Source organism: Nitrospina gracilis 3/211, assembly GCF_000341545.2.
In the GTDB taxonomy this organism is placed as follows: Bacteria; Nitrospinota; Nitrospinia; order Nitrospinales; family Nitrospinaceae; genus Nitrospina; species Nitrospina gracilis.
In genome coordinates, this window is sequence record NZ_HG422173.1 from 794,241 (window position 1) to 814,258 (window position 20,018).

Sequence of the window (20,018 nt, forward strand, 5' to 3'; positions counted from 1 at the left end):
ATAGACTCAAAATCCGGTGGGGGCGACCCCGTGTCGGTTCGACTCCGACCTTCGGCACCATCCCGATTTTGCAAGCCCACCCCGCCCCGGGTGGGCTTTTTTTGCAGTCCGGCCTCAAACACCTTCCCCGGCCGGTCTGCCCGTTTCCGCCACACGTCGCCGTTGGTTTTTCGTCATCCCAAAAGAGTGTTTTTGTTTTTATTCCCGGCCCACCGTTGGTACAATTCCGCTCATCCCCCCTTCAAAATTCCACTCAACCCACATTCCAATGGAGGTCTTGACTCATGGAAAAGACGGAACTCGTCCGCCGCCTGAAGGACGCCAAAAAAGCATCCGGCAAAACCTACGATGAAATCGCCGACGCCCTCGGCCTGTGCAACGGTTACGTGGCGCAGTTGTTCCAGAACCAGGCGCAGTTGAAAGACGGCACCGCGGAGAAACTGCAAAAGGTCGTGCCCGGCATCACAGCGGAAATGATCGATCAAATGAAACAATGCCCGATGCGCTCGTACAACCCGATGCTCATCCAGGAGCCGAACGTGTATCGTATGACCGAGATCTGCCTGCACTACGGCGAAGGCATCAAGGAACTGATGAACGAGAAGTTCGGCGACGGCATCATGTCGGCCATCGACTTCAAGATCACGGTGGACAAGGTGAAGGGCGACAAGGGCGAAGACCGCATGGTGGTCACCATGAACGGCAAGTTCCTGCCGCATATCGAGCAGGTGCAGTAAAGGCAACGGTGGGGAGGGGCGTGTTCCCTCCCCCTGTGCGTCTTTTTTACGTCCCGCCTTCATGGTAGAGTATGCGCTGTCAATTCTGTGGAGACGGTCATGGTGGAACGGCGTCAACTGGACAAGGCGGAGATCGAGGCGTCCAAGAAAAACCTGGAACGGGCCAGGCTCAACAAGTCGGACCTGGAAGGCATCGACCTGAGCGAAGGCTACATGAAGGAAGTGGACCTGGAGCGGTGCAACCTGAAGCGGTCCAATTTCAAGAACGCGTCGATCAACGGCGGCTACTTCAAGGGAAGCAACCTGTTCGGCTCGAACTTTTTCGGAGCGTCTCTGATCCGCGCCGATTTCACGCGCACGAACCTTTCCGGCGTGAACTTCCGCAACACGGACCTGAGTGGGGCGAAGTTTCACCAGGCGCTTTTGAAACGGGCTCAGTTTGAGGGTGCGAACCTGGTGCGCTCGGAATTCCTGGAAGCCCAGATGAATGAAGCGAATCTTGCCGGCGTCCGCTTCAACAAGTCCGACCTGCGCGGCGCGATGATGATCGGCATCAACCTCGCCGGGGCGCAGATCCCGCAGTCGCACCTGAGCAAGACCAACATTTCGAAAGGCGACCTCACCGGCACCGATGTGAGCGGTTGCAACCTCACCGGTTCCGACTTGCGCGAAGCGGTGCTCCGGGAAACCAATTTCCAGAACGCCATCCTTGACCGCACGTTTCTGAAAGGGGCCGACCTCACGGGAGCGAACCTGACCGGTGCGCGCCTGCGCGGCGCCGACTTTGCCGAAACGGTTCTGGACGGCGCCAATTTTTCCGGCGCGGACCTCTCACTCGTCACTAACCTTTCAGCGGAGAGGATGCAAAAGGCGGTGCTCGACCAAAGCACCAAACTGCCCGATCACCTGAAAGCTGAGTCCGACGGCAACGGCGGTTACACCGTCACCGAACTGCCCCGCGAAGCGTAACCCGGCTTTGCCGGGTTTTCACTCCCGCCCGTCGTAACCGTCGCCGTTTCATCCCCTCGCTGCGGTGTCAGCTGTACTTGGACATCACCTCTTCCGGATACGCTTCCAGGCGGTGGACCGACAGGTCCGATCCCTGCATCTCCTCCTCTTTAGAGAGGCGGATGCCGAACAGCGCGTCGAGCGTTTTGTAAACGACAAAGCCGAACACGACGGCAACGCCCACCGCGATGAGCGACCCGATCAACTGCGAGAGGAAACTCACGTCCCCCAGACCGCCGAGCGCCTTCTGGCCGAAGATGCCGCAGGCGATGCCGCCCCACGTACCGGAGATGCCGTGCAGGGGCCATACGCCCAGCACGTCGTCGAGCTTCAGCTTCTCCTGCTCCCAGATGAAGCCCTTGACGAAAATGATCGCCGCGATGCCGCCGATGAAAAACGCGCCGATCGGGTGCACCTGGTCGGACCCGGCGCAGATGGCCACCAGTCCCGCCAGGGCGCCGTTGTGGATGAAGCCCGGATCGTTCTTGCCGATGACCAGCGCGAACAGGATGCCGCCCACCATCGCGAACAGGGAATTGATCGCGACCAGTCCGGTGACGCCCGTCAGCGTGGCGGCGGACATGACGTTGAATCCGTACCAGCCGATGCACAGCATCCAGCTTCCCAGCGCGAGAAACGGGATGTTGCTGACCGGGATCGGCGTGCTCTTTCCCGACGCGCTCCACCTGCCGATGCGCGGACCCAGCACAATGACGCCGACCAGCGCGATCCACCCGCCCATGGAGTGCACCACCACCGATCCCGCGAAATCGTGAAACGGTTTGCCGCCCAGTCCGGCCAGCCACGATCCGTCCTGGCCCAGAAACGAGATCTGGCCCCACACCATGCCCTCGAACAGCGAGTAGGCGAAGGCCACAAACAACGCCCCCGCCAGCGCCTGTGTCCAGAACTTGGCGCGTTCCGCGATGCCACCGGAAATGATGGCGGGAATGGCTGCCGCAAAGGTGAGAAGAAAAAAGAAATGCACCAGCTCGTAGCCCTGCTTGTCGGCGACGAGGGTCTCGGCGGAGTCGTAAAAATACACGCCGTAGGCGATGGCGTACCCGATCGTGAAATACACCACCGTGCAGATGGAAAAATCGACGATGATTTTGACCAGCGCGTTCACCTGGTTTTTCCTGCGCACGGTGCCGACTTCCAGAAACGCGAAGCCCCCGTGCATGGCGAACACCATCACCGCCCCCAGCATCATGAATAATACGTCACCACTTGTCTCCAGAGTTTGAATATTCTGTTCCATACAGTCACACTTCCTCCCTTAACGTTTTGCACGTAAAGAATCCCCCTTCTCAGTGCGACTTTTCCTCCCGTGAAAAAGTCGGGTTGAGTATAATGGAAGGACTGCCAAACGGACAGGGATTATTGGCCCGTCCGGGTGTTCAAAATCCAAACGCCCTTCCCTCCTGACCCGAGCATTGCATGGCCCAACTCATACAAGACCTCACCATCCTCCTGCTCGTTTCCCTTCCAATCACGGTTCTTTTTCACCGATTCAAGCTGCCGACGGTGGTGGGGTTTCTGGTGACGGGGATGCTGATCGGCCCGCACGGGCTGGGGTTGATCGGCGACCTGGAATCGGTCGAGCACCTGGCGGAGATCGGCGTCATCCTCCTCCTGTTCATCATCGGGCTCGAATTTTCACTGAGCCAGATGCTGAAGCAACTGGGGCGCATTGTGGGCACAGGCGGGTTGCAGCTGGGCTTGACCGCGGTGGTGTGTTTTTTCCTGTTTTCTGCGATGTCGTTCCCGGTGAACCAGAGCGTGGCACTGGGCTTGTTGATTGCGCTGTCCAGCACCGCGATCCTTCTCAACATGCTCAATGAACGGGTGGAGCTCGATACCCTGCACGGGCGCATCGCCGTCGGCGTGCTCTTGTTTCAGGATGTGTGCGTGGTGCCGTTCATGCTGGTGGTGCCGCTTTTGGCAAAGATTGAAACCATTTCCGGCTGGAGTTTTCTGTGGGCGTTCCTGAAAGCCGTCGGTGCGGTGGGCGGCGTGTTTTTTCTGTCCCGTCTGCTTGTTCCCCGCGCGCTGGGAAGGATTGTGCAGGTTGGAAAGCGGGAACACCTGACGTTGTTTGTCATCTTCATCATTCTCGGAACCGGATGGGTGTCGCACCAGATCGGGTTGACTCTGGCAATGGGTGCGTTCATCGCCGGCCTGATTCTTTCCGAAACCGAATACAACCACCAGATCATTCTCGACATCCTTCCCCTGAAGGAATATTTCGTCAGCGTGTTTTTCACCTCGGTGGGCATGCTGATGCAGGTGGAAGTGTTCCTGGAACAGCCGGGGTTTCTTCTCATGCTTGCGGCGGTGGTCATTGCCGTCAAGGCGGTGATGGCGTTTGTTGCCGCCCTGCTGGCAGGCACCGCGCCGCGCATTGCATTCATCGTCGGCATCCGGTTGGCGCAGGTGGGTGAATTCTCCCTCATTCTCGCGGCGGTGGCTCTGGAGACGGGGGTTTTCGATTCCAGGCTGTACCAGCAGTTTTTGATCGTCTCCATTTTGTCCATGATTGTGGCCCCGTTTCTGATCCAGGTATCTTCCAGCCTGTCCTTGCGCCTGTTCAAGGGCGGGCTCGCCGCCGATTCCGGCACGCAAAGCAAGGCGACGCAGGTGAGCGACCACGTCATCGTGGTGGGGTACGACACGGTCGGGCAGAACCTGTCTAAAGTGCTTCGTGAAGTCCAGATTCCCTTCACTGTGGTGGACCTGGATGGCCAGCAGATCAAACGCGCCCTGGTGGAACAGTGCCATGGGTTTTACGGGGACGCGACCCAGCGCTCCACCCTGCTGCGTGCGGGCATCCGCCAAGCCAAGATGCTGGTGGTGTCCATCCAGGAATTGAAAGCGCTGGAACAGGTGGTGCGGCTGGCCCGGCAGTTGAACCCCAACCTCTACATCCTGGTCAAGACCCGTTTGGCTTCGGAGGTGGAGTCGTTGACCCAGGCGGGCGCGGACCTGGTGATTCCCGCCGAGTTCGAAACCTCCATTGAGATTTTCTCGCGCGTGCTCCGCGAGTTCGGCATGCCCCACAACGTCATCGAGCAGCAGGTGGAGTTGATGCGTCTGGAAGGCTACCGCATGTTGCGCGGGTTGTCGTTGAACATGGACAGCCTGGCCAACTTTTCAACCTACCTCACCGCCTCGCTCAGCCGCTCATTCCTGGTTCTGGAGGGATCCTGGGCCAATGGAAAGACGCTCAGGCAGATTGAGCTCAAGACCAAAACCGGAGCGACGCTCATTGCGGTGGTACGCAATCAGGAAGCCCAGCCGAATCCCATCGCCGACTTCACCATCGAGGTCCGGGATGTGCTCATTCTGTTCGGCTCCCACGCGCAGCTGGACCAGGCCCACCGTTTGCTGCAGGACGGACCCTCGACGAAGTCCGAATCCAGAGCCAGGGTCAATTGAAGCGGCAGTCCGGGAAGAACGCACCCCTGTGGGCGGTCCCGCGTTGCAACCCGGTATGAGTTTTGTCTTTTAAACGGTGGCGCCGGAGGCGGGTTTCTTTTTTGGAATGCGTACGGGTATTGGACTTGCGGAGCCTTCACCGCTTGCGAGGTATTTGGTGGGTATGCAGGATTTGAGGGTGGGCAGGACGTTGCCCTTGATGTCGTGTCCCCGGACCCGTGCAAATGCAGCCATCAACTGGGCCATGTAATGGGCTTCCACAATGTCTTCCAGATCGAGGCAGTTGAGGGTGGTGGGCTTGGCGGGTTTATCCGGGTTTTTGATCACCAGATGCGGCCGGAAAAATCGGCGGCCATCGGATCCTGTTTCCAGTGACACTCCGACCCGCTGAATCTGCTGGGCATGGTACGTTTGCTGTTTCCAGAAAAAAAACGAATCCGTCATCAACAGAGAACGGCTTTCCGTATTCAGTAATATACGGGGTCGCCGGCAGACCCATCTTGCCAGGAGCCAGGCCGCCAAAACGGTGAGGCCGGTGTACAGGAAGAATTCAATGAAATCGACTGTCACCAGAAACAGGGTCACCAGGATCAGGGCCAGACAGCGAAGGTAACGGACACCGTTTTTCTGGCTCCGGGTGAGCCTTTTGGTCAACACCACGTCCGTATTCTGGTAGGCTGTTTCAAGAGACATAGGAGTTCCAGGAAATCAAAGCGACACTAAACAATGTAAGGGAACCGGCCAAGGTTGTCAAACCCGCTTATGACCATATCGGACAACCCAACTCTAAATAAATCAAATAATAAGGTCTGGCTTGCGGTAGCCGGGCTGGCTTTGCTTTTGGCGGCGTGTTCCGGCACGCGGCCGGATCATCTGGGTGTGACCGACGGACGCCTCGCCCCCTGCCCGGATTCCCCCAACTGCGTTTCCAGTTTTGCTTCCGATGCTGAGCACCAGGTGAAACCGCTGACGTTTAAAAGCGAACCGGGGGCGGTGATGAAGGCCATCCAGGAGGAACTGGCCAGTCGCGACCGGGTGGAGATCATCACCCTGAATCCCCATTACCTGTATGCGGAGTTCACCAGCCTGGTTTTTCGTTTCGTGGATGATGTTGAATTCCTGATTTACGCGGAGACGAAGACCCTCCACTTCCGTTCCGCCTCGCGCATCGGACGCAGTGACCTTGGCGTCAACCGGAAACGCATTGAGTCCATCCGGAAAGCCCTGGCCGCAAAGAACCTTTAGCGTTTTCCCAGTGTCGGCAGTTCCAGCTCCAGTTTTTCTGTAAAGTTCTGAAACAAATCCACGGAGTGTTTTTTGTCCGGTTTGGGATGGCTCCACTCTTTGTGGAAACCCGGGTTCACCTGCAAAAACGTTTCCTGCGGGTAGGTGGTGTTGGGGTACACGAAGTAGGCGAAATCCAGGAGATGCGCGTGCCGCCGGACGCGTGGAAACAACTGGTAGATCGACGGCCGCAGGGTGAAGTGATTGCTGTCGGGAAGGAGCGGTTTTTCGGGCCACCAGAACGCGGGCACGAACACGATGTTGGGGTCGCCGAACAGGTAAACGGTGATGCCCTCCGCCGGGTTGCCGGGCAGGCGCGGGATCATGAGGTACAATTCGTAGCCGCGGTGCTGCTGGTTCTTCACCGCTTCCTGGCGCAGATAATCCGCCGCCGCCTTCACCCCGTAACCGGAATTCATGCCTTCCACGTAGAGAAGCCGGTCGAGCGCGTGCAGGGATGCGGTGCGCGGATCGTTGAGCAGGCGGGCGTCCCACACCGCCGCGGTGAGACCCGCTCCCACAAGAAGCAGAGCGAGCACGCCCGTTTGCAGGCGCGGCGGGACCTCCGATGAGGAAGCTTTGCGTTTGGCCAGGCGTCCGGGCAGCCAGCCCGCCAGGCGGTCCACGGTCAGGCCGGCAATCAACGCCGCCGCCGGAACCATCGGTAAAAATAACGCGAGAAAAATCCTTGCGCTACCAGCACGATCATGAGCCCAGGCAGGACCAGCCAGCTCCAGAGAGCCATTTCCGCCTTGCCTTTTTTCTGGATCAGTTTCACCAGTCCCATCAGAAGCAGCAACGCCACGGGCCACGTAAGGTAGGTGGCAAAAAATTCATGGGTGATCCACAGGTTCCGGATCCAGATCAGAAACGGGAAACGGATCAACTCCTCCAGGGGAATGAAGTAAGCGAGGTGATGCAGGAACGGCAGGCGACCCGGCATGCGTACCGGCGGCGCCAGGTAATAGATGACCGCATTCATCAATAGTGGAATCGATACCGCGACGCCCATCTGCATCCAGAATCCGGTCCGCTTGTGCGCGCCCCACATGAAAAACATGAGGACGGGAATGACAATCCAGAGGACGGCGCTTGCCTTGGTCCACAGCATCAGCCCCCACAGCACGCCCAGCACGCGGAAGGCTTTTTTGGAGTCCCGGGTTTCATGCACGATGTGAAAGGCCCAGCGTAGCGACCACACACCCAGCGCGGTGAGGAGGCCGTCCACCAGCGCCAAACGATCAAAGAACAGCGTGTAGGGAAGCAGCACATAAAGAAGGGCCGACGCCACCCCTGCGCGTGGAGAGAACAGGTCGCGCCCGATAAAAAACACGCCCAGCATGGCGGCCCATCCGGCCAGCACCGACACCACCCGTCCCGCCACCAGCGGATCGTTGAACCAGGCGAGCGTCATCGCGTTCAGCCACATGAACAGCGGCGGTTTGCCGTCGGTCATCGAAACCAGGATCTGCGTCGGATCGCTCAGGATGATCTGCGCCCAGTGGATGTAAATGGCTTCGTCGGAAAAGATCGGCAGGCGAGTGAGCGCAAACAGGCGGGTCCACGCATACAGCAGGGTGAGGAGGGCCAGCGCGAGCGCTTGTTTACGACGGTGTGACGGGGATGGCGTTTGTGTTTGCATGGCGACGTTTAGGTTTTAACAGAAAAGCGCCACACAAAACAATGGTAACCAGCGTGATTCCCCCACCGAGGCGGAAACTCCACGGACGGTACTCGAACCGGATCCGGTGCGTGCCGGCGGGAACCACCACCGCGCGGAATACCAGATTGGCGCGGTAAAGCGGCAGGTCTTTTCCGTCCAGGGTCGCCGTCCAGCCGGGATAATATGCGTCCGACAACACCAGCAACTGCGGCCTGGATGTGGTCGCGGTGAGGGTCACCGAACCGTAATCGAGAACGAGGTCGGCGACCGATCCCACGGGGTGTGGTGAAGGGGTTTCTGGATTGTCGTCGCCGGTGCATTCAAACCCCTCCGGCGGTTGTTCCAGGATGACCTGCCGGGAGAAGTCGGTGCGCCCGTCCAGAAGCTTGGCGATGATGTGTTTTTCGTCCGCAACCACCCGGCACTCTCCCACCATGAACGCACGTGGCAGGAAATCGGTATTTTTGTAAACCTTCAACTCGGGGTAGGAGGGATCGTGAAATTCCACCGGCTGAAGATTTGGCGATTCCAGCGGGTCCCGGCTCACGATGTACTGCACGTTGGCGAGGCGAAGCAGGTTGAGACGGTTTTCGAACGGCGGCACGCGGAGGATTTTGCGAAACTTGAGATAACGGTTCTGCCGCATCACCGCCCAGCCGTCCGCCTGGTAAATTCCGGGCACGGTGCGGATGGGAAGCGGGACTTTGGGGCCCTGAATGAGATTGCCGCGCAGGTTCACCTTGGCAATGCCGCCATCCTTCGCCCGCTCGGCGTTGTCGGCAATGTAAATACGTTCCTTGCCGGCATGGGTCTGCATGAATCGGGTGAGGGGATCGGTCGCTTCAAAGTCATCTATCGGCACTTTGTGATGAAAGCCGTAGCCGCTGAAAACCAGGTCCAGCGCCAGCACGAACAACGCGGCCCCGAGCCACCGCCGGGGTTTTCGCTCCGCGCGCAGAAAGAAAAACAGCATCAGGCAGAACAACGACAGGAACACGAGCAGGCGCTTGGAATTGAACAGGTTGATCCTCACTTCATTGTATGCGGGTGGCACCATTCCCCGGTTCTGCATCGCTGACTGAATGGCGGGTTCGAACGCATTGATCAGTCCAAACAGGACCATGCCCGCCGTGGCCAGGCCAATCCACACGTGGGCGCGCTTGTTCTGGGCTGTGGGTGCGGACCCGGCACTGCGGACAAAGCCATCCCACCCCCAACCTGCGAGGAGCGCGAGTGCCACCACCGCGGGCAGGATGAATTTGACCGGGTAGCGGAAGGTATCGAGAAACGGGACGGTGGCGTGCAGGAGCGAATAGAGGCCGCCTGCCGGACCCATCGCAACCAGTGCCGAAAGGAGGGCCACCCCCGCGCAGACCCCGGCCTGCCGGCCGCCACGGAAAACCGCCAGCCCGGCCAGGAGAAAGGGAATCGCGCCCACATACAAGGACCGCAGCCACACCTGATTGTTTCCGAAACCTTCCGACCGGGTCAGGTAACCGTAGGGATCCAGCATCAAAAACTGGAGAAGGTCTTTTGGCATCATCGACCAGCGCGCGGCTTCGCCGATGGGAAGGCCCCCGGCGCGCTCGGTCAGCTTCGACAACTCGTAGGTCGGAAAAAACTGCACCGCAATGAGGCCGAAAAAGACGGCAAGGAAAGCACCCAGGTAAGACAGCCGCCAGCGCCAGGTCGGGACGGGTTCCCGGGGGAACAGGCCCTGTGGCCACAATGCAAACACAACCAGCAGGCCGAACATCTGGAAACACGTCTCCACGCCGCCGGCGAAGAACATGCACGCACCCACCGTCGAAGCGGCAAGGCCCCAGCGCAGATCGCGCTTTCGCAGTCCGGAGAAGAAACACAGCAGGAGAAGGGGAATCCAGGCCACCGGCATGAATGTGGACAGGTAAATGCGCACTGTCACCAAGTACCCGCCGAACATGAATATGAGAGCCGACACCAGCGCCGCGCCTCGACCGCAGTGCGACGCGCGCATCAGGAGATACATGAACCAGCCCGCCAGCGCATAATGCAGGATCACCGTGAGGTTCACCGCCAGCACAAAAGGGAACGCGATGAACAGGAGGCTCAGGGGGTAAAGGATGGCGGGTTGCAGCGTGGCGAACAGCGGGTTGCCGCTCAGGATGTACGGGTTCCACAGCGGGAAGGTGAAATCCCCCACCTGTTCCAGCCACAGCATGCGGTAGGGAATGAAGAAGGAAATGAGGTCGCCGCCGCCGAAGATAAATTCGCCGCCGACCATGTCGTGAAAATACAGCACGGCCAAGGCCAGGAAAGCCAGGCCGGAAAGGGCGATTTCCTTCGCCGTTAAAATAGAAAGAGGACCCTGCCCAGGGGCAGAGTCCTCTTCCGAGAGGGTCGTCATGCTGCTACGATCAGCTTACGGTACCCGGGTTGAAACCAGACTGGTCGGTATACGTAAACGTGTTGGTCGTCGAGTCATCCCAGGTGATGGTGATGGCGCCCGCCGCAGAGGCGGTGCCACTCGTACCCGCGAAGTCGGTCTGGTTCAGCACCGAAGTGGCGTCGTAAGTGGACGTGGTGTCCAGCAGGTATTGGGCATGCAGCAACGTGATGGATCCCCGCAGTGCCGCAAGCGCCCCCTTCTGGCGTGCCGTCGAAGCGGCCGATTGCAGATCCAGGAATTTGGGAATGGCCACAGCGGCCAGGATACCCAAAACCACGATTACCAAAATCAGTTCAACCAAAGTAAAACCTTTTTCATTCTTTTTTCTGGATTTCAACATGATTCCCTCTCCTCCCTTAATGTTTACGGAATCTTCTTTAAATAATGTAAAAATTCGTACCCAATCAACTATTCAAAATGGAATGATCGGCTGTTTAGATACCCTGAATAGAGCAATTGTCGTGCCAAGCAGCCTTTTTATTCCCCTGCCAAAACCAAGAGATTAAATTAAAAGATTATTTTACAACAAGTTAAATTAATATTGACTCGAAAAAAGAATTTATAGTCCAAATCCCCCCTTAACGGAGGGTTCTCACCCCGTTCCCAGGGCGGCCACCTGTTTTCCGAGTTAAAATTAAAATAATAATAATAAAAACAATAGGTTATTTAATTTTTTCCGTGTGCTGTCCGCATTCCGGATTACTGGTTTTGCAGTACGAAAATTGTCCCAATTTGACATTATTTGTCAGTAAACGTCTATTTTTCAACACTTTTTCGGGCACCGGATATAGCCGACCGGAACCCTGGCCGTGCGGCGGTCAATCCCAATCCGAATCCGAAATCCGTTCCACCGCCTGCTCAAGTTCGCTGTCCGGTACTTGAAATTTCCGGCTGATCGCCCCCCGCGACCGGTCGTAGGCCCAGCGGAACACTTTTCCATTGTTGCGTTGATGGTATATGAATCCATCGACGTCAAATGACTTCAGCGTGGTGCCCGCCTCCTCGGGCGAGAGAATCTCGCTTCCTGTGGCCCGAACGTACACCCACAAATTATCGTCCTTGTCGAGTCCGGTGGGTTTTTCCCTGCGGCGCGGGTCGTATCCTTCCGGAATTTTATTTAGATCGGAAAACGGGTTTTCCGGGAACGCAGCTTTTTTCCCCTGAAGCATTTGTTCTCCCATGACCGTCAGCAGATTCGAGCGCAGGATTTCGATGGTGGTGGCCTCGGCGGTAATCTCCGCCTGGCGCGCCATGTCGAACATGCGTTGAATGGCCACGGAAGCCAGGAGGCCGATCATGACAATGACCATGACCATTTCAATGAACGTGAAACCCAGTTCCGATTTCCAACCGGATTGGCGGCGGACCGAATCGTGATCGGGTTTGAACATGGCATTCACCTTAGGGCCATTTTCGACATATCCCACATCGGCAGAAAAATGGACAACGCAAGAAACAGGACCATCACGCCCATCGCCACAATGAGGATGGGTTCCAGCCAGGTGGACAGGGCCTTGATACTGCGCTCCCCTTCCTGATCATAATAATCGGCCACCTTGAGAAGCATTTCATCCAACGCGCCGGAGGTTTCCCCGGCCGCGACCATCTGCACCACCAGGATCGGTACCCATCCGCTTTCCCGCAAAGGCTGGGCCAGCCCCTTTCCCTCTTCGACACTGTCGATCAATTTCATAAGGGCCTCGGACAGAACGGAGTTGTCCACCACGCGTGCCGACACGTGGAGGGATTCCAGGATGGGCACGCCGCTGCGCTGTAGATTGCCAAAGACGCGCGCGAACTTGGCCATCGATGACCGCAGGTGGACGGGACCGAGCAACGGGATCTGGAGCTTGATGTAGTCCCACTGACGTCGACCGAACTGGGTTGCCGTGTAGCGACGGAACAGGTAGATGCTGCCCGCCACAACCAGCACAAAAGACAGCCAGTGTTTCACGAACATGCCATGGATCAGCACCAGGATCTGGGTCGGCATGGGCAGTTCCACCTTGATGGTCTGGAACAGGTTGATGAACACCGGGACCACCTTCCACATGAGAAAGGCGATGGCGAGCACCATCACGCCGAGCACGATTTTCGGGTAACGAAAAGCCGCGCGTACCTTGGCATCGGTCTCCTGTTGTTTTTCCAGCAGGTCCGCCAGCCGGGCCAGAACGTCTTCCATAATGCCGCCGGTTTCCCCGGCTTCGATCATGTTGATGTAAATATCGGGAAACACGTCAGGGTGACGGGCCATGGCGTCCGAGAGCGCCAGACCGTCGGCAATGTCATCCTGTAATTTTCGAACAACCGCCTTGAAGCGCTGGTTTTCCACCTGGTCTTCCAAAGCCTGCAGGATGGAAAGAATGGGAATGCCGGCGTTGAACAGGGTGGACATCTGCCGGGTGAACAGAACGATCTCCTGGGTTTTGATCCTCTGGAAACGGGTAAACAGGTCCGTCTCAATTATGGAAGGCCGTTCCCGTCTGGCCGTCTCAATGGCCACGGGGTAGTGGCCCATGCGGCTCAATTCCAGGCCTACGTCCTGCGGGGTGGCGGCCGTCATCGTTCCCGATATCAGGGTCCCCATCCGGTTGCGTGCCTTGTATTGAAATTGCGGCATGACGGCTCCTGTTAGAACGTCGAGTCTTCGGTGAAGGTCATCCGGTTCAATTCTTCCACCGTGGTCATTCCATTCAGCACCTTGGAAAGTCCGTCCAGCCGCAGGGTACGAAGCCCCTGCGAGGACATGGCGCGGTCCCGGATGTCCATGGGTGCGCTGCGGTCCAGTATCATTTTGCGGATGGTGTCATCCACCAGAAGCACCTCGTAAATTCCGACGCGTCCCCTGTAACCGCTTTTTTTGCAATTCTTGCACCCTTCACCCTTGTAGAGGGTCAGCCCGTCCACTTCGAAACCCTGTATGGTGAAAATTTCGATTTCCTCCGGGGTGGGAGGGCGTTCCGTTTTGCATTCCTGGCAAATGCGCCGAACCAGGCGCTGGGCCAGGATGCCGACGATGGAAGACACCATCAGAAACGGTTCGATACCGAACTCCGACAGTCGTGAGATCGTGCTCGCGGTGTCGTTGGTGTGCAGGGTGCTCAACACAAGCTGGCCCGTCAGCGCGGCCTGGATGGCGATTTGCGCGGTCTCCGCATCGCGGATCTCACCCACCATCACGATGTCCGGGTCCTGCCGCATCAGGGAGCGCAGTCCCGTGGCGAACGTGATGTTGGCTTTCGGGTTCACCTGCGTCTGTCGGATGCCATCCAGCCGGTATTCCACCGGGTCTTCAATGGTCTTGATGTTCTTGTCCGGTGTGTTGAGCTGGCTGAGCGATGCGTAGAGCGTTGTGGTTTTTCCGCTTCCCGTCGGTCCGGTCACCAGAATGACGCCGTAAGGGTTTCTCAGCAACTTCTGGAACTTTTCCAGGCTGCCCCCGATCAGGCCCAGGTCGTCCAGCGTGAGCGACAGCTTGGACCGGTCCAGGAGGCGGATGACGAGATTCTCGCCGTAAATGGTGGGGCAGGAAGAAACACGGAACTCGATGTCCTTGCCCTGAAGCTTGCGGGAAAATCCACCGTCCTGCGGCGCCCGGGTTTCGGCGATGTCCAGGCTCCCCATGACCTTCAAACGTGAAATTAAAGCGGACTCGATGGATTTGGGTATGCGTTTCGCCTCGAACAGAACGCCGTCAATACGGTTGCGAATGAGAAGGAATTTTTCATACGGCTCGATGTGGATGTCGCTCGCACCGTCCTCCAGGGCCTGGCGCAAAATCAGGTCCACCAGCTTCTTGACCGGCGCGTCGTTGCTGTCCGCGGCCTCGACCTTGACGGGCTCTTCAACCTTCTTGCCTTTTCCCCCCACGCCCAGGTGCTTGACTACATCCTGAATGGAAGACGCCACGCCATAATACTCTTCAATCGCGCGGTGGATCTCGGATTCGGTTGCAAGCCAGGTAACCACATCCATTCCGGTTTTCACCGCGATTTCATCGATGGCAAACAGGTCGAACGGATTGGTGATGGCCAGGTTCAGTTTTTTGCCCTCCACTTTGAATGGGATGAGCATGTACTTGCGGGCAAACTTTTCTTCGACCAGGTCGATGGCCTCGTTCGAAATCTTGATGTTTTCCAGGTCGGCCTGCGGAATGTCCATCTGCTCCGACAGGCTGGATACGAGGTCCTTGTCCGTGATGTATTTCATCTGCACAAGGACTTTGCCCAGCTGCATGCCGGTTTTTTTCTGGATTTCCAACGCCTCCAGCAGTTGGGATTCGTTGATGGCTTCCGCCCGAATCAAAATGTCCCCCAACCGGAGCTTGGACTTGATAGCCATAAAACTCGGACCAAAAAATTGGAATGATAGGGTGAAAACCCTAGTATTTTACCCTTAAAGCTTTGATTTTTAAAGAATAAAATGCAATTTAGGCGATTACCGATATCCGCTAACCAAACAAGACGGTACCGGGCCGCCTCCCGGGAATCCTGTTGACTGCACCATTCCTCTATATTATTTGAACGCTGTTCCATCAAAATTCCAACCGTTTTCTCCTGGTTGGAGGGTCAACCGGCCTCCTCGTCCCGGCCCCGGGTGGGGTGTGTTCACGCTGTTTTCAGGCGGCGCGGTTTCTGGTAGGTTGAGAAAAACAAAACGACTGCCATGACCGCCGAAATCACAAACCAACTGGAGTGCCCCTCCTGCCGGAATAACCTGACTCCCCGAAGTGTGGCGGGGGTGAGCGTTCATGTTTGTGAAGGAGGGTGCGGCGGTTACTGGGTCGGGAAGAACAGCCTGAAGCGGTTACCCGAGAGGCTCCCGGGTGCGGGTGCGGAACTGCTCAGCGTGCCGCGCTCCGACGGAGTGCACCTGTTCCGTAACGTGGATCACATCTGCCCGCATTGTCAAAACACACTCCTGTACCGGCACTGGTTCAGCCGGAAACTGCAGCTGGAGGTCGACCAGTGCGCGAAGTGCGCCGGGTTCTGGGTGGAGGTGGGGGAGCTTGCCTCCATCCTCACCACCGACCTGGATGAGGCAGAAAGAATACAGCGGGCCGAGGCTTATTTTGAGGTCGTCATCCGCGACAAGGTGGGGGGCATGAACCTGGTCAATGACGACATGATGGACGCGGCGCGCCACATTGTGCAGATCTTCCGGTTTTTGTGCCCGAAGCAGTACTTTCCGGATGCCGCGGTGTTGTCAAACATTCTTCGTTGACGAGCCGGTGGAAGAAGAGTCGGCACTCCCGTTATCCCCATCCGATTCGAACGCACCCGCTCCCGACCCAGCCCCCATTTCCGTTTCCTGGCCTTCCTGGCCGTTGTCGCTCGAGGATTCGGAATCGATGGCCTCCTGCATGGTTTCCGCCACCGATACGGCGGACAGGGGGGACGGACGCGACGGCACGGGCACGGTCGGCACGCTTTCTTCCACTTCCGGTTCCGGCGCGACCACCTCCAGCCGGAAGGCGTAGCTGCCCAGGACCGCGAACACCATGGTCTGCATGGTGAAGAACCCCGGACTGCCCAGCACGTCGAGCATGATGCCGCCGGCGATCGGACCCAGAATGGCCCCCAGCCCGAACACCAGCATCAAACCGCTGCTCGCCTGGACCATTTCTTCCGGCGGAACATGGTCGTTGGTGTACGCGGAAAGGATGGAATACAGGGGCAGGGAAAATCCGCCGAACAACATGGCCAGAAACAACAGGATGTTCATTCCCTTATTTTCAAAAACCAGGAGGGCGAGAGAGACGAACGCGGCGGAAAACGCCACCGCGGCAATCACTCTCTGCCGGGTCATGCGGTCCGCCAGCCAGCCCAGAGGCCATTGGAACAACATGCCACCCAGGATGACCACCGCCATGAACAGCGCGATGTTGGAAACCGAAAGGCCCAGCTTGGATGCGTACACCGCACCCACACCCCAGAATGCGCCGGAGGAAACGCCCACCGCCAGCGACCCCACCAGCCCCAGGCGCGCCAGGCTGAACAGGCTGGCCAGTTTGGGTTTCGGCGGGTTGGTGATCTGGGGCGCCACCGTCGCGGTGGACAGCAGGATCGGCACGGACGCCATGGAGATGACCACCGACACCAGGATGAACAGCATGAAGCCGTGCGGGTCGTCCACATTCAAAAGCATCTGGCCCAGGCCGCTTCCCAGGAACTGGATCACCATGTACAGCGACAAAATTTTTCCCCGCATCTCGTTGCGGGTGAAGTGGTTCACCCAGCTCTCCACGGTGATGAAGATGCCGACGAAACAGAATCCTGTCACCAGCCGGAACACCAGCCAGGCAACAGGATGGACAAACACCATATGAAGGAGAATGGTACCGGAAGCGATGGCCGCCATCGCCGCAAACACACGGATATGCCCGACTTCGTGGGTGATGCGGATGACCCATAGCGATCCCACCAGGTACCCTATGTAATACCCGGACATGATGAAGCCGGTGAGGAATGGGGAAAATCCTTCAAACGAGGCGCGCAGACTGAGCAGGGTTCCCTGCAGACCGCTCCCCAGCATGATGAGGAACAGGCCGAACAACAACGTGCGCAGTGAGGTGAGTGTGGGCAGCATGGCTTCGAGTCGTTTTTTTATGTCTTTTCGGGTTTTCGTTTGAATGCATTAAATTTCATATGAAAGGAACCCGCTTTTGATTACAAGAACAATCCCTTCCTTATTCCAAAAATTTTTTCGACCTGTTTTCCCACCTTAAAAATTGGGTTAATCCCCTTGGGCTGGTTTTGGAATGGTTCCTCCCGGTCCGGGGGCAGGCTGGAAATATTTTCCCTCCGGGGCAGGATTTGCCCGGCTCCAGGCCGGCTTCGTTTCCGCCCCCTTCACCCCGTAAACCCGCCCCTGGTAAGCATTTCCCGTGTTTTATCCGTTTTGGCACACCCTTTGCTTTTCAAGGGGGAACCAAAAAGCTGTGTCTTGAGCCAGCGTGATGAGGAAACCATCGTGAACACTCAAAACAAAAACATCCTTGCACAACTGATCGGGCCGGGACCCCAGTCCAGGCAATCCGGGTTCCAGCCCGGGATCAAGGAAGCGGGCGCGCCGGACTTCGACAAGTTCATGCAGAACGACACGCGCACCGTGCGGCGGGACTCTGTTTCCTCCTCAGACGCTCACCACCATGACCGTCGCTTCGACGACACCCGCACCGAATCACACAACCGTACTCGCGAATTCGTTCACGAACCGAAAACGGAATCGCGTTTTTCGAAAACAAAGCATTCCCGTACGCACGACTCCAAATACAGGACAACCGCTTCGGACAATAGGGAAACGCAGTGGGCGGATGGGAAACAGGCCCGCCCGGTCCCGCAGGAAACTTCCTTGCAGGCACTCCTTGCCTTGCTGCAGAACAGCGGAGGTTTGTCTCCTGAGGCGGAAGCGCTTCTCGCTTCGGCCGAAAATTCAAGCAAGCCGGGCACCGATGCGCTCATGCAACTGCTCAACCAGCTCAAAACCGATCCGGACCTTCAACTGATGAACCTGATCTCCGGTCAAAACGGGGGCGCATCGAAAGACATGCTCATCGAACAACTCCGGCAGATGGACCTCGATCCCGAGGTGCTCGACCGCCTCATCGCCGCGTTGAACGATGACATGAATCAAAACGGCCAGGGCGGCGCGTTCCTGATGGCGTTGAACGGATTGCTCCAGGCCCTGCAGAACCTCCAGGTTGAGAATCCGGAAGACGGCATGGCCGTCCAGTCGGCACAGAACAACGGCGCCAACGCCTCCGTTCTTGAAAAGAAAGTGATCGACGCATTGATGAAGGCCGGCCTCACCGAAGCCGAAGCGCGCAAGATCATTGAAGAGGCGCGCGGCATGAACAGCTCGGACAGCAAAGTCGATGGACGCATCGTGCTGGCCAAGCTGGCGCAAAGCATTTCCAAATCCAAGGGAGCCGGTCAGCCGACTCCCGATACGCAAACGGAACCCGCCCCGCCTTCACGCGAATCCAAACTGAATCTCGATACCCGTTCCACGGATGCGAAGATGAAAACCCCCGCGGAACTGATGGGAGAAAAATCCGGTTCGCAGACCGTCTCCAACCTGACGCACGAAGGCAAGGCGCATACGAATCCCGGCATGCAACCGCTGAACCCGAACGCGGCCGCACCGAAACCCGCCGCCGTTTCGGCCCAGGCGGCCACGGCAACGGCGGTCAACGGGTTGAACACCGGTGGGGAGGCCACGCAGACCGCAAACCAGACCGCTCCCGTCGGTGCCACGTCCACATCACCGGTCTCGGACAAGGCGGGTGAAGGTTTCCGGCCGATGATGGCGGAAACCTACAGCGCCCGCGGCGGGGTCGAAAAACCCGTGACGGCGCAGATCATCGAAAAGGTGGCGTTCCGCAACCTGGGTCATTCGCGCGAGGTGCACATCAAACTCGACCCGCCGTCTTTGGGCACCGTGCGGCTGAACGTTTCATCCAGCGGCGAAACCGTACGCGCCACCCTGGTGGCGGAGAATCACGCAGTCAAACAGGCCATCGAAGGCAGCCTCACGCAATTGCGCGACACCATGCACAGCCAGGGTGTGAAGGTGGATTCCTTCACCGTGCTCGTCGGCGGCAACCACCATGGGCAGTCGCCGCACCAGCGCCAGGAGCAGGTGCATGCGTTCCGGCCGTTTGATCCGGCACAGGGACCCGACACGTCCGGACCGGTGGAGGAAGTCGCTTTCACCCGGCCGGTGTTTTTCAACGAATCGCAAACGATCAGTTTATTCGCTTAACTCTTTAGGAGGCTTCGGCCATGTTGCAAGGCGTTTTACCCCACGCGGAATCAAACAAGTCCCTCGCGCCCACCAGCGCGAAGAATACGCTGGGCAAGGATGATTTCATGAAACTCATGATCGCCCAGCTCAGCAACCAGAATCCGCTCAACCCGATGGACGGCCAGGAGTTCAGCGCGCAGCTGGCGCAATTCAGCGCGCTGGAACAGATGACCAACGTCAACACCAACATCCTGAAACTGATCCAGTCGCAACAGGCCGCCACCAACTCGAGCATGATCAACATGATCGGCAAGCAGGTGGATGTGCAGGGCAACACGGTCGCCCACAAATCAGGCGACACGCACAACCTGAGCTACTCGCTCGGAGAGGAAGCGGACACGGTGACGGTTGAGGTGTACGACGCCATCGGCTCGCTGGTGCGCACGGTGACCGGATCGGGCGGCAAGGGCGGCAACACCGCTGTCTGGGATGGATTGGACGCTTCGGGCAACCCGGTGGCCGAAGGCAACTACACTTTCCGCGTGAAGGCGACGAGCCCCGCGGGCAACAGCGTGGAAGCCGCCACCTTCACCAAGGGGACGGTGTCCGAGGTCCTGTTTGAAGACGGCAACACCTACGCCATCGTGAACGGCGCCAAGATTTCGGCTGATAATATTTCCAGGGTTTCGCTCTAATAAAAATCGATAAGGAG

Annotated in this window: 17 protein-coding genes; 7 read left to right on the top strand and 10 right to left on the bottom strand. The window is 58.0% G+C overall.

Annotation, left to right across the window (positions count from 1 at the left end):
• Positions 1–284 precede the first annotated feature (284 nt).
• Together cynS and TX82_RS03705 are read left to right on the top strand one after the other, a co-directional pair.
• On the top strand, positions 285–737 hold the full coding sequence (cynS, locus tag TX82_RS03700; RefSeq protein ID WP_005007129.1) for a cyanase: 453 nt from the start codon (positions 285–287) through the stop codon (positions 735–737).
• 99 nt (positions 738–836) lie between these two features.
• Complete coding sequence (locus tag TX82_RS03705; protein WP_005007136.1) at positions 837–1,706, top strand: pentapeptide repeat-containing protein; 870 nt, start codon at positions 837–839, stop codon at positions 1,704–1,706.
• Positions 1,707–1,773: 67 nt separating this feature from the next.
• Here TX82_RS03705 and TX82_RS03710 read toward each other — a convergent pair whose 3' ends face one another.
• On the bottom strand, positions 1,774–3,006 hold the full coding sequence (locus TX82_RS03710; protein ID WP_005007137.1) for an ammonium transporter: 1,233 nt from the start codon (positions 3,004–3,006) through the stop codon (positions 1,774–1,776).
• A gap of 179 nt (positions 3,007–3,185) precedes the next feature.
• On the opposite strand from TX82_RS03710, the gene TX82_RS03715 reads away from it, so the two are divergent.
• On the top strand, positions 3,186–5,183 hold the full coding sequence (locus TX82_RS03715; RefSeq protein WP_005007139.1) for a monovalent cation:proton antiporter family protein: 1,998 nt from the start codon (positions 3,186–3,188) through the stop codon (positions 5,181–5,183).
• 69 nt (positions 5,184–5,252) lie between these two features.
• Here the strand turns inward: TX82_RS03715 and TX82_RS03720 are convergent, their stop codons facing one another.
• Positions 5,253–5,876, bottom strand: a complete 624-nt coding sequence (locus TX82_RS03720; protein ID WP_005007140.1) for a hypothetical protein — start codon at positions 5,874–5,876, stop codon at positions 5,253–5,255.
• A 69-nt stretch (positions 5,877–5,945) separates the two neighbouring features.
• Here TX82_RS03720 and TX82_RS03725 point away from each other — a divergent pair, with 69 nt between their 5' ends.
• Positions 5,946–6,428, top strand: a complete 483-nt coding sequence (locus TX82_RS03725; protein WP_005007152.1) for a DUF1499 domain-containing protein — start codon at positions 5,946–5,948, stop codon at positions 6,426–6,428.
• On the opposite strand, the gene TX82_RS03730 is transcribed toward TX82_RS03725, so the two are convergent.
• The 7 genes from TX82_RS03730 to TX82_RS03760 all read right to left on the bottom strand — a co-directional run bounded on the left by TX82_RS03730 (position 6,425) and on the right by TX82_RS03760 (position 14,899).
• Positions 6,425–7,111, bottom strand: coding sequence for a hypothetical protein (locus tag TX82_RS03730; protein ID WP_144079074.1), 687 nt, complete (start codon positions 7,109–7,111; stop codon positions 6,425–6,427). The two genes, TX82_RS03725 and TX82_RS03730, sit on opposite strands and share 4 nt — an antisense overlap.
• Positions 7,108–8,109: an ArnT family glycosyltransferase gene (locus TX82_RS03735; protein ID WP_005007157.1), complete on the bottom strand. Its 1,002-nt coding sequence runs from the start codon at positions 8,107–8,109 to the stop codon at positions 7,108–7,110. Before TX82_RS03735 ends, TX82_RS03730 begins: the two co-directional genes overlap by 4 nt.
• Entirely contained in the window at positions 8,072–10,516 is a 2,445-nt protein-coding gene (locus TX82_RS03740; protein WP_005007159.1) for a YfhO family protein, read from the bottom strand. The genes TX82_RS03735 and TX82_RS03740 overlap by 38 nt, the downstream gene beginning before the upstream one ends.
• A gap of 10 nt (positions 10,517–10,526) precedes the next feature.
• Positions 10,527–10,898, bottom strand: a complete 372-nt coding sequence (locus TX82_RS15035; RefSeq protein ID WP_005007161.1) for a type II secretion system protein — start codon at positions 10,896–10,898, stop codon at positions 10,527–10,529.
• Between the two features lie 478 nt (positions 10,899–11,376).
• A complete protein-coding gene (locus TX82_RS03750; protein ID WP_042250477.1) occupies positions 11,377–11,949 on the bottom strand; it encodes a type II secretion system protein in 573 nt (190 codons plus the stop codon).
• A 5-nt stretch (positions 11,950–11,954) separates the two neighbouring features.
• A complete protein-coding gene (locus tag TX82_RS03755) occupies positions 11,955–13,178 on the bottom strand; it encodes a type II secretion system F family protein (RefSeq protein WP_005007165.1) in 1,224 nt (407 codons plus the stop codon).
• A gap of 11 nt (positions 13,179–13,189) precedes the next feature.
• Positions 13,190–14,899 carry a GspE/PulE family protein gene (locus tag TX82_RS03760; protein ID WP_005007167.1) on the bottom strand — a complete coding sequence of 570 codons (1,710 nt, stop codon included), beginning with the start codon at positions 14,897–14,899 and terminating at the stop codon, positions 13,190–13,192.
• Between the two features lie 324 nt (positions 14,900–15,223).
• Between TX82_RS03760 and TX82_RS03765 the strand changes: the two genes are divergently transcribed.
• Positions 15,224–15,781 (top strand): TFIIB-type zinc ribbon-containing protein, encoded by a 558-nt coding sequence (locus TX82_RS03765; protein WP_005007171.1) that lies wholly within the window; start codon positions 15,224–15,226, stop codon positions 15,779–15,781.
• Here the strand turns inward: TX82_RS03765 and TX82_RS03770 are convergent.
• Entirely contained in the window at positions 15,764–17,146 is a 1,383-nt protein-coding gene (locus TX82_RS03770; RefSeq protein ID WP_005007173.1) for an MFS transporter, read from the bottom strand. The genes TX82_RS03765 and TX82_RS03770 overlap by 18 nt on opposite strands.
• A 384-nt stretch (positions 17,147–17,530) precedes the next feature.
• On the opposite strand from TX82_RS03770, the gene TX82_RS03775 reads away from it, so the two are divergent.
• Positions 17,531–19,324 (top strand): flagellar hook-length control protein FliK, encoded by a 1,794-nt coding sequence (locus tag TX82_RS03775; protein ID WP_144079075.1) that lies wholly within the window; start codon positions 17,531–17,533, stop codon positions 19,322–19,324.
• Positions 19,325–19,344: 20 nt separating this feature from the next.
• Entirely contained in the window at positions 19,345–20,001 is a 657-nt protein-coding gene (locus tag TX82_RS03780) for a flagellar hook assembly protein FlgD (RefSeq protein ID WP_005007175.1), read from the top strand.
• The last annotated feature ends 17 nt before the right edge of the window (positions 20,002–20,018 follow it).

Bases quoted from the DNA above. Each gene is read 5' to 3' on its own strand.
- cynS (WP_005007129.1), top strand. From the start codon at position 285: ATGGAAAAGACGGAACTCGTCCGCCGCCTGAAGGACGCCAAAAAAGCA.
- TX82_RS03705 (WP_005007136.1), top strand. From the start codon at position 837: ATGGTGGAACGGCGTCAACTGGACAAGGCGGAGATCGAGGCGTCCAAG.
- TX82_RS03710 (WP_005007137.1), bottom strand. From the start codon at position 3,006: ATGGAACAGAATATTCAAACTCTGGAGACAAGTGGTGACGTATTATTC.
- TX82_RS03715 (WP_005007139.1), top strand. From the start codon at position 3,186: ATGGCCCAACTCATACAAGACCTCACCATCCTCCTGCTCGTTTCCCTT.
- TX82_RS03720 (WP_005007140.1), bottom strand. From the start codon at position 5,876: ATGTCTCTTGAAACAGCCTACCAGAATACGGACGTGGTGTTGACCAAA.
- TX82_RS03725 (WP_005007152.1), top strand. From the start codon at position 5,946: ATGACCATATCGGACAACCCAACTCTAAATAAATCAAATAATAAGGTC.
- TX82_RS03735 (WP_005007157.1), bottom strand. From the start codon at position 8,109: ATGCAAACACAAACGCCATCCCCGTCACACCGTCGTAAACAAGCGCTC.
- TX82_RS03740 (WP_005007159.1), bottom strand. From the start codon at position 10,516: ATGACGACCCTCTCGGAAGAGGACTCTGCCCCTGGGCAGGGTCCTCTT.
- TX82_RS15035 (WP_005007161.1), bottom strand. From the start codon at position 10,898: ATGTTGAAATCCAGAAAAAAGAATGAAAAAGGTTTTACTTTGGTTGAA.
- TX82_RS03750 (WP_042250477.1), bottom strand. From the start codon at position 11,949: ATGTTCAAACCCGATCACGATTCGGTCCGCCGCCAATCCGGTTGGAAA.
- TX82_RS03755 (WP_005007165.1), bottom strand. From the start codon at position 13,178: ATGCCGCAATTTCAATACAAGGCACGCAACCGGATGGGGACCCTGATA.
- TX82_RS03760 (WP_005007167.1), bottom strand. From the start codon at position 14,899: ATGGCTATCAAGTCCAAGCTCCGGTTGGGGGACATTTTGATTCGGGCG.
- TX82_RS03765 (WP_005007171.1), top strand. From the start codon at position 15,224: ATGACCGCCGAAATCACAAACCAACTGGAGTGCCCCTCCTGCCGGAAT.
- TX82_RS03770 (WP_005007173.1), bottom strand. From the start codon at position 17,146: ATGCTGCCCACACTCACCTCACTGCGCACGTTGTTGTTCGGCCTGTTC.
- TX82_RS03780 (WP_005007175.1), top strand. From the start codon at position 19,345: ATGTTGCAAGGCGTTTTACCCCACGCGGAATCAAACAAGTCCCTCGCG.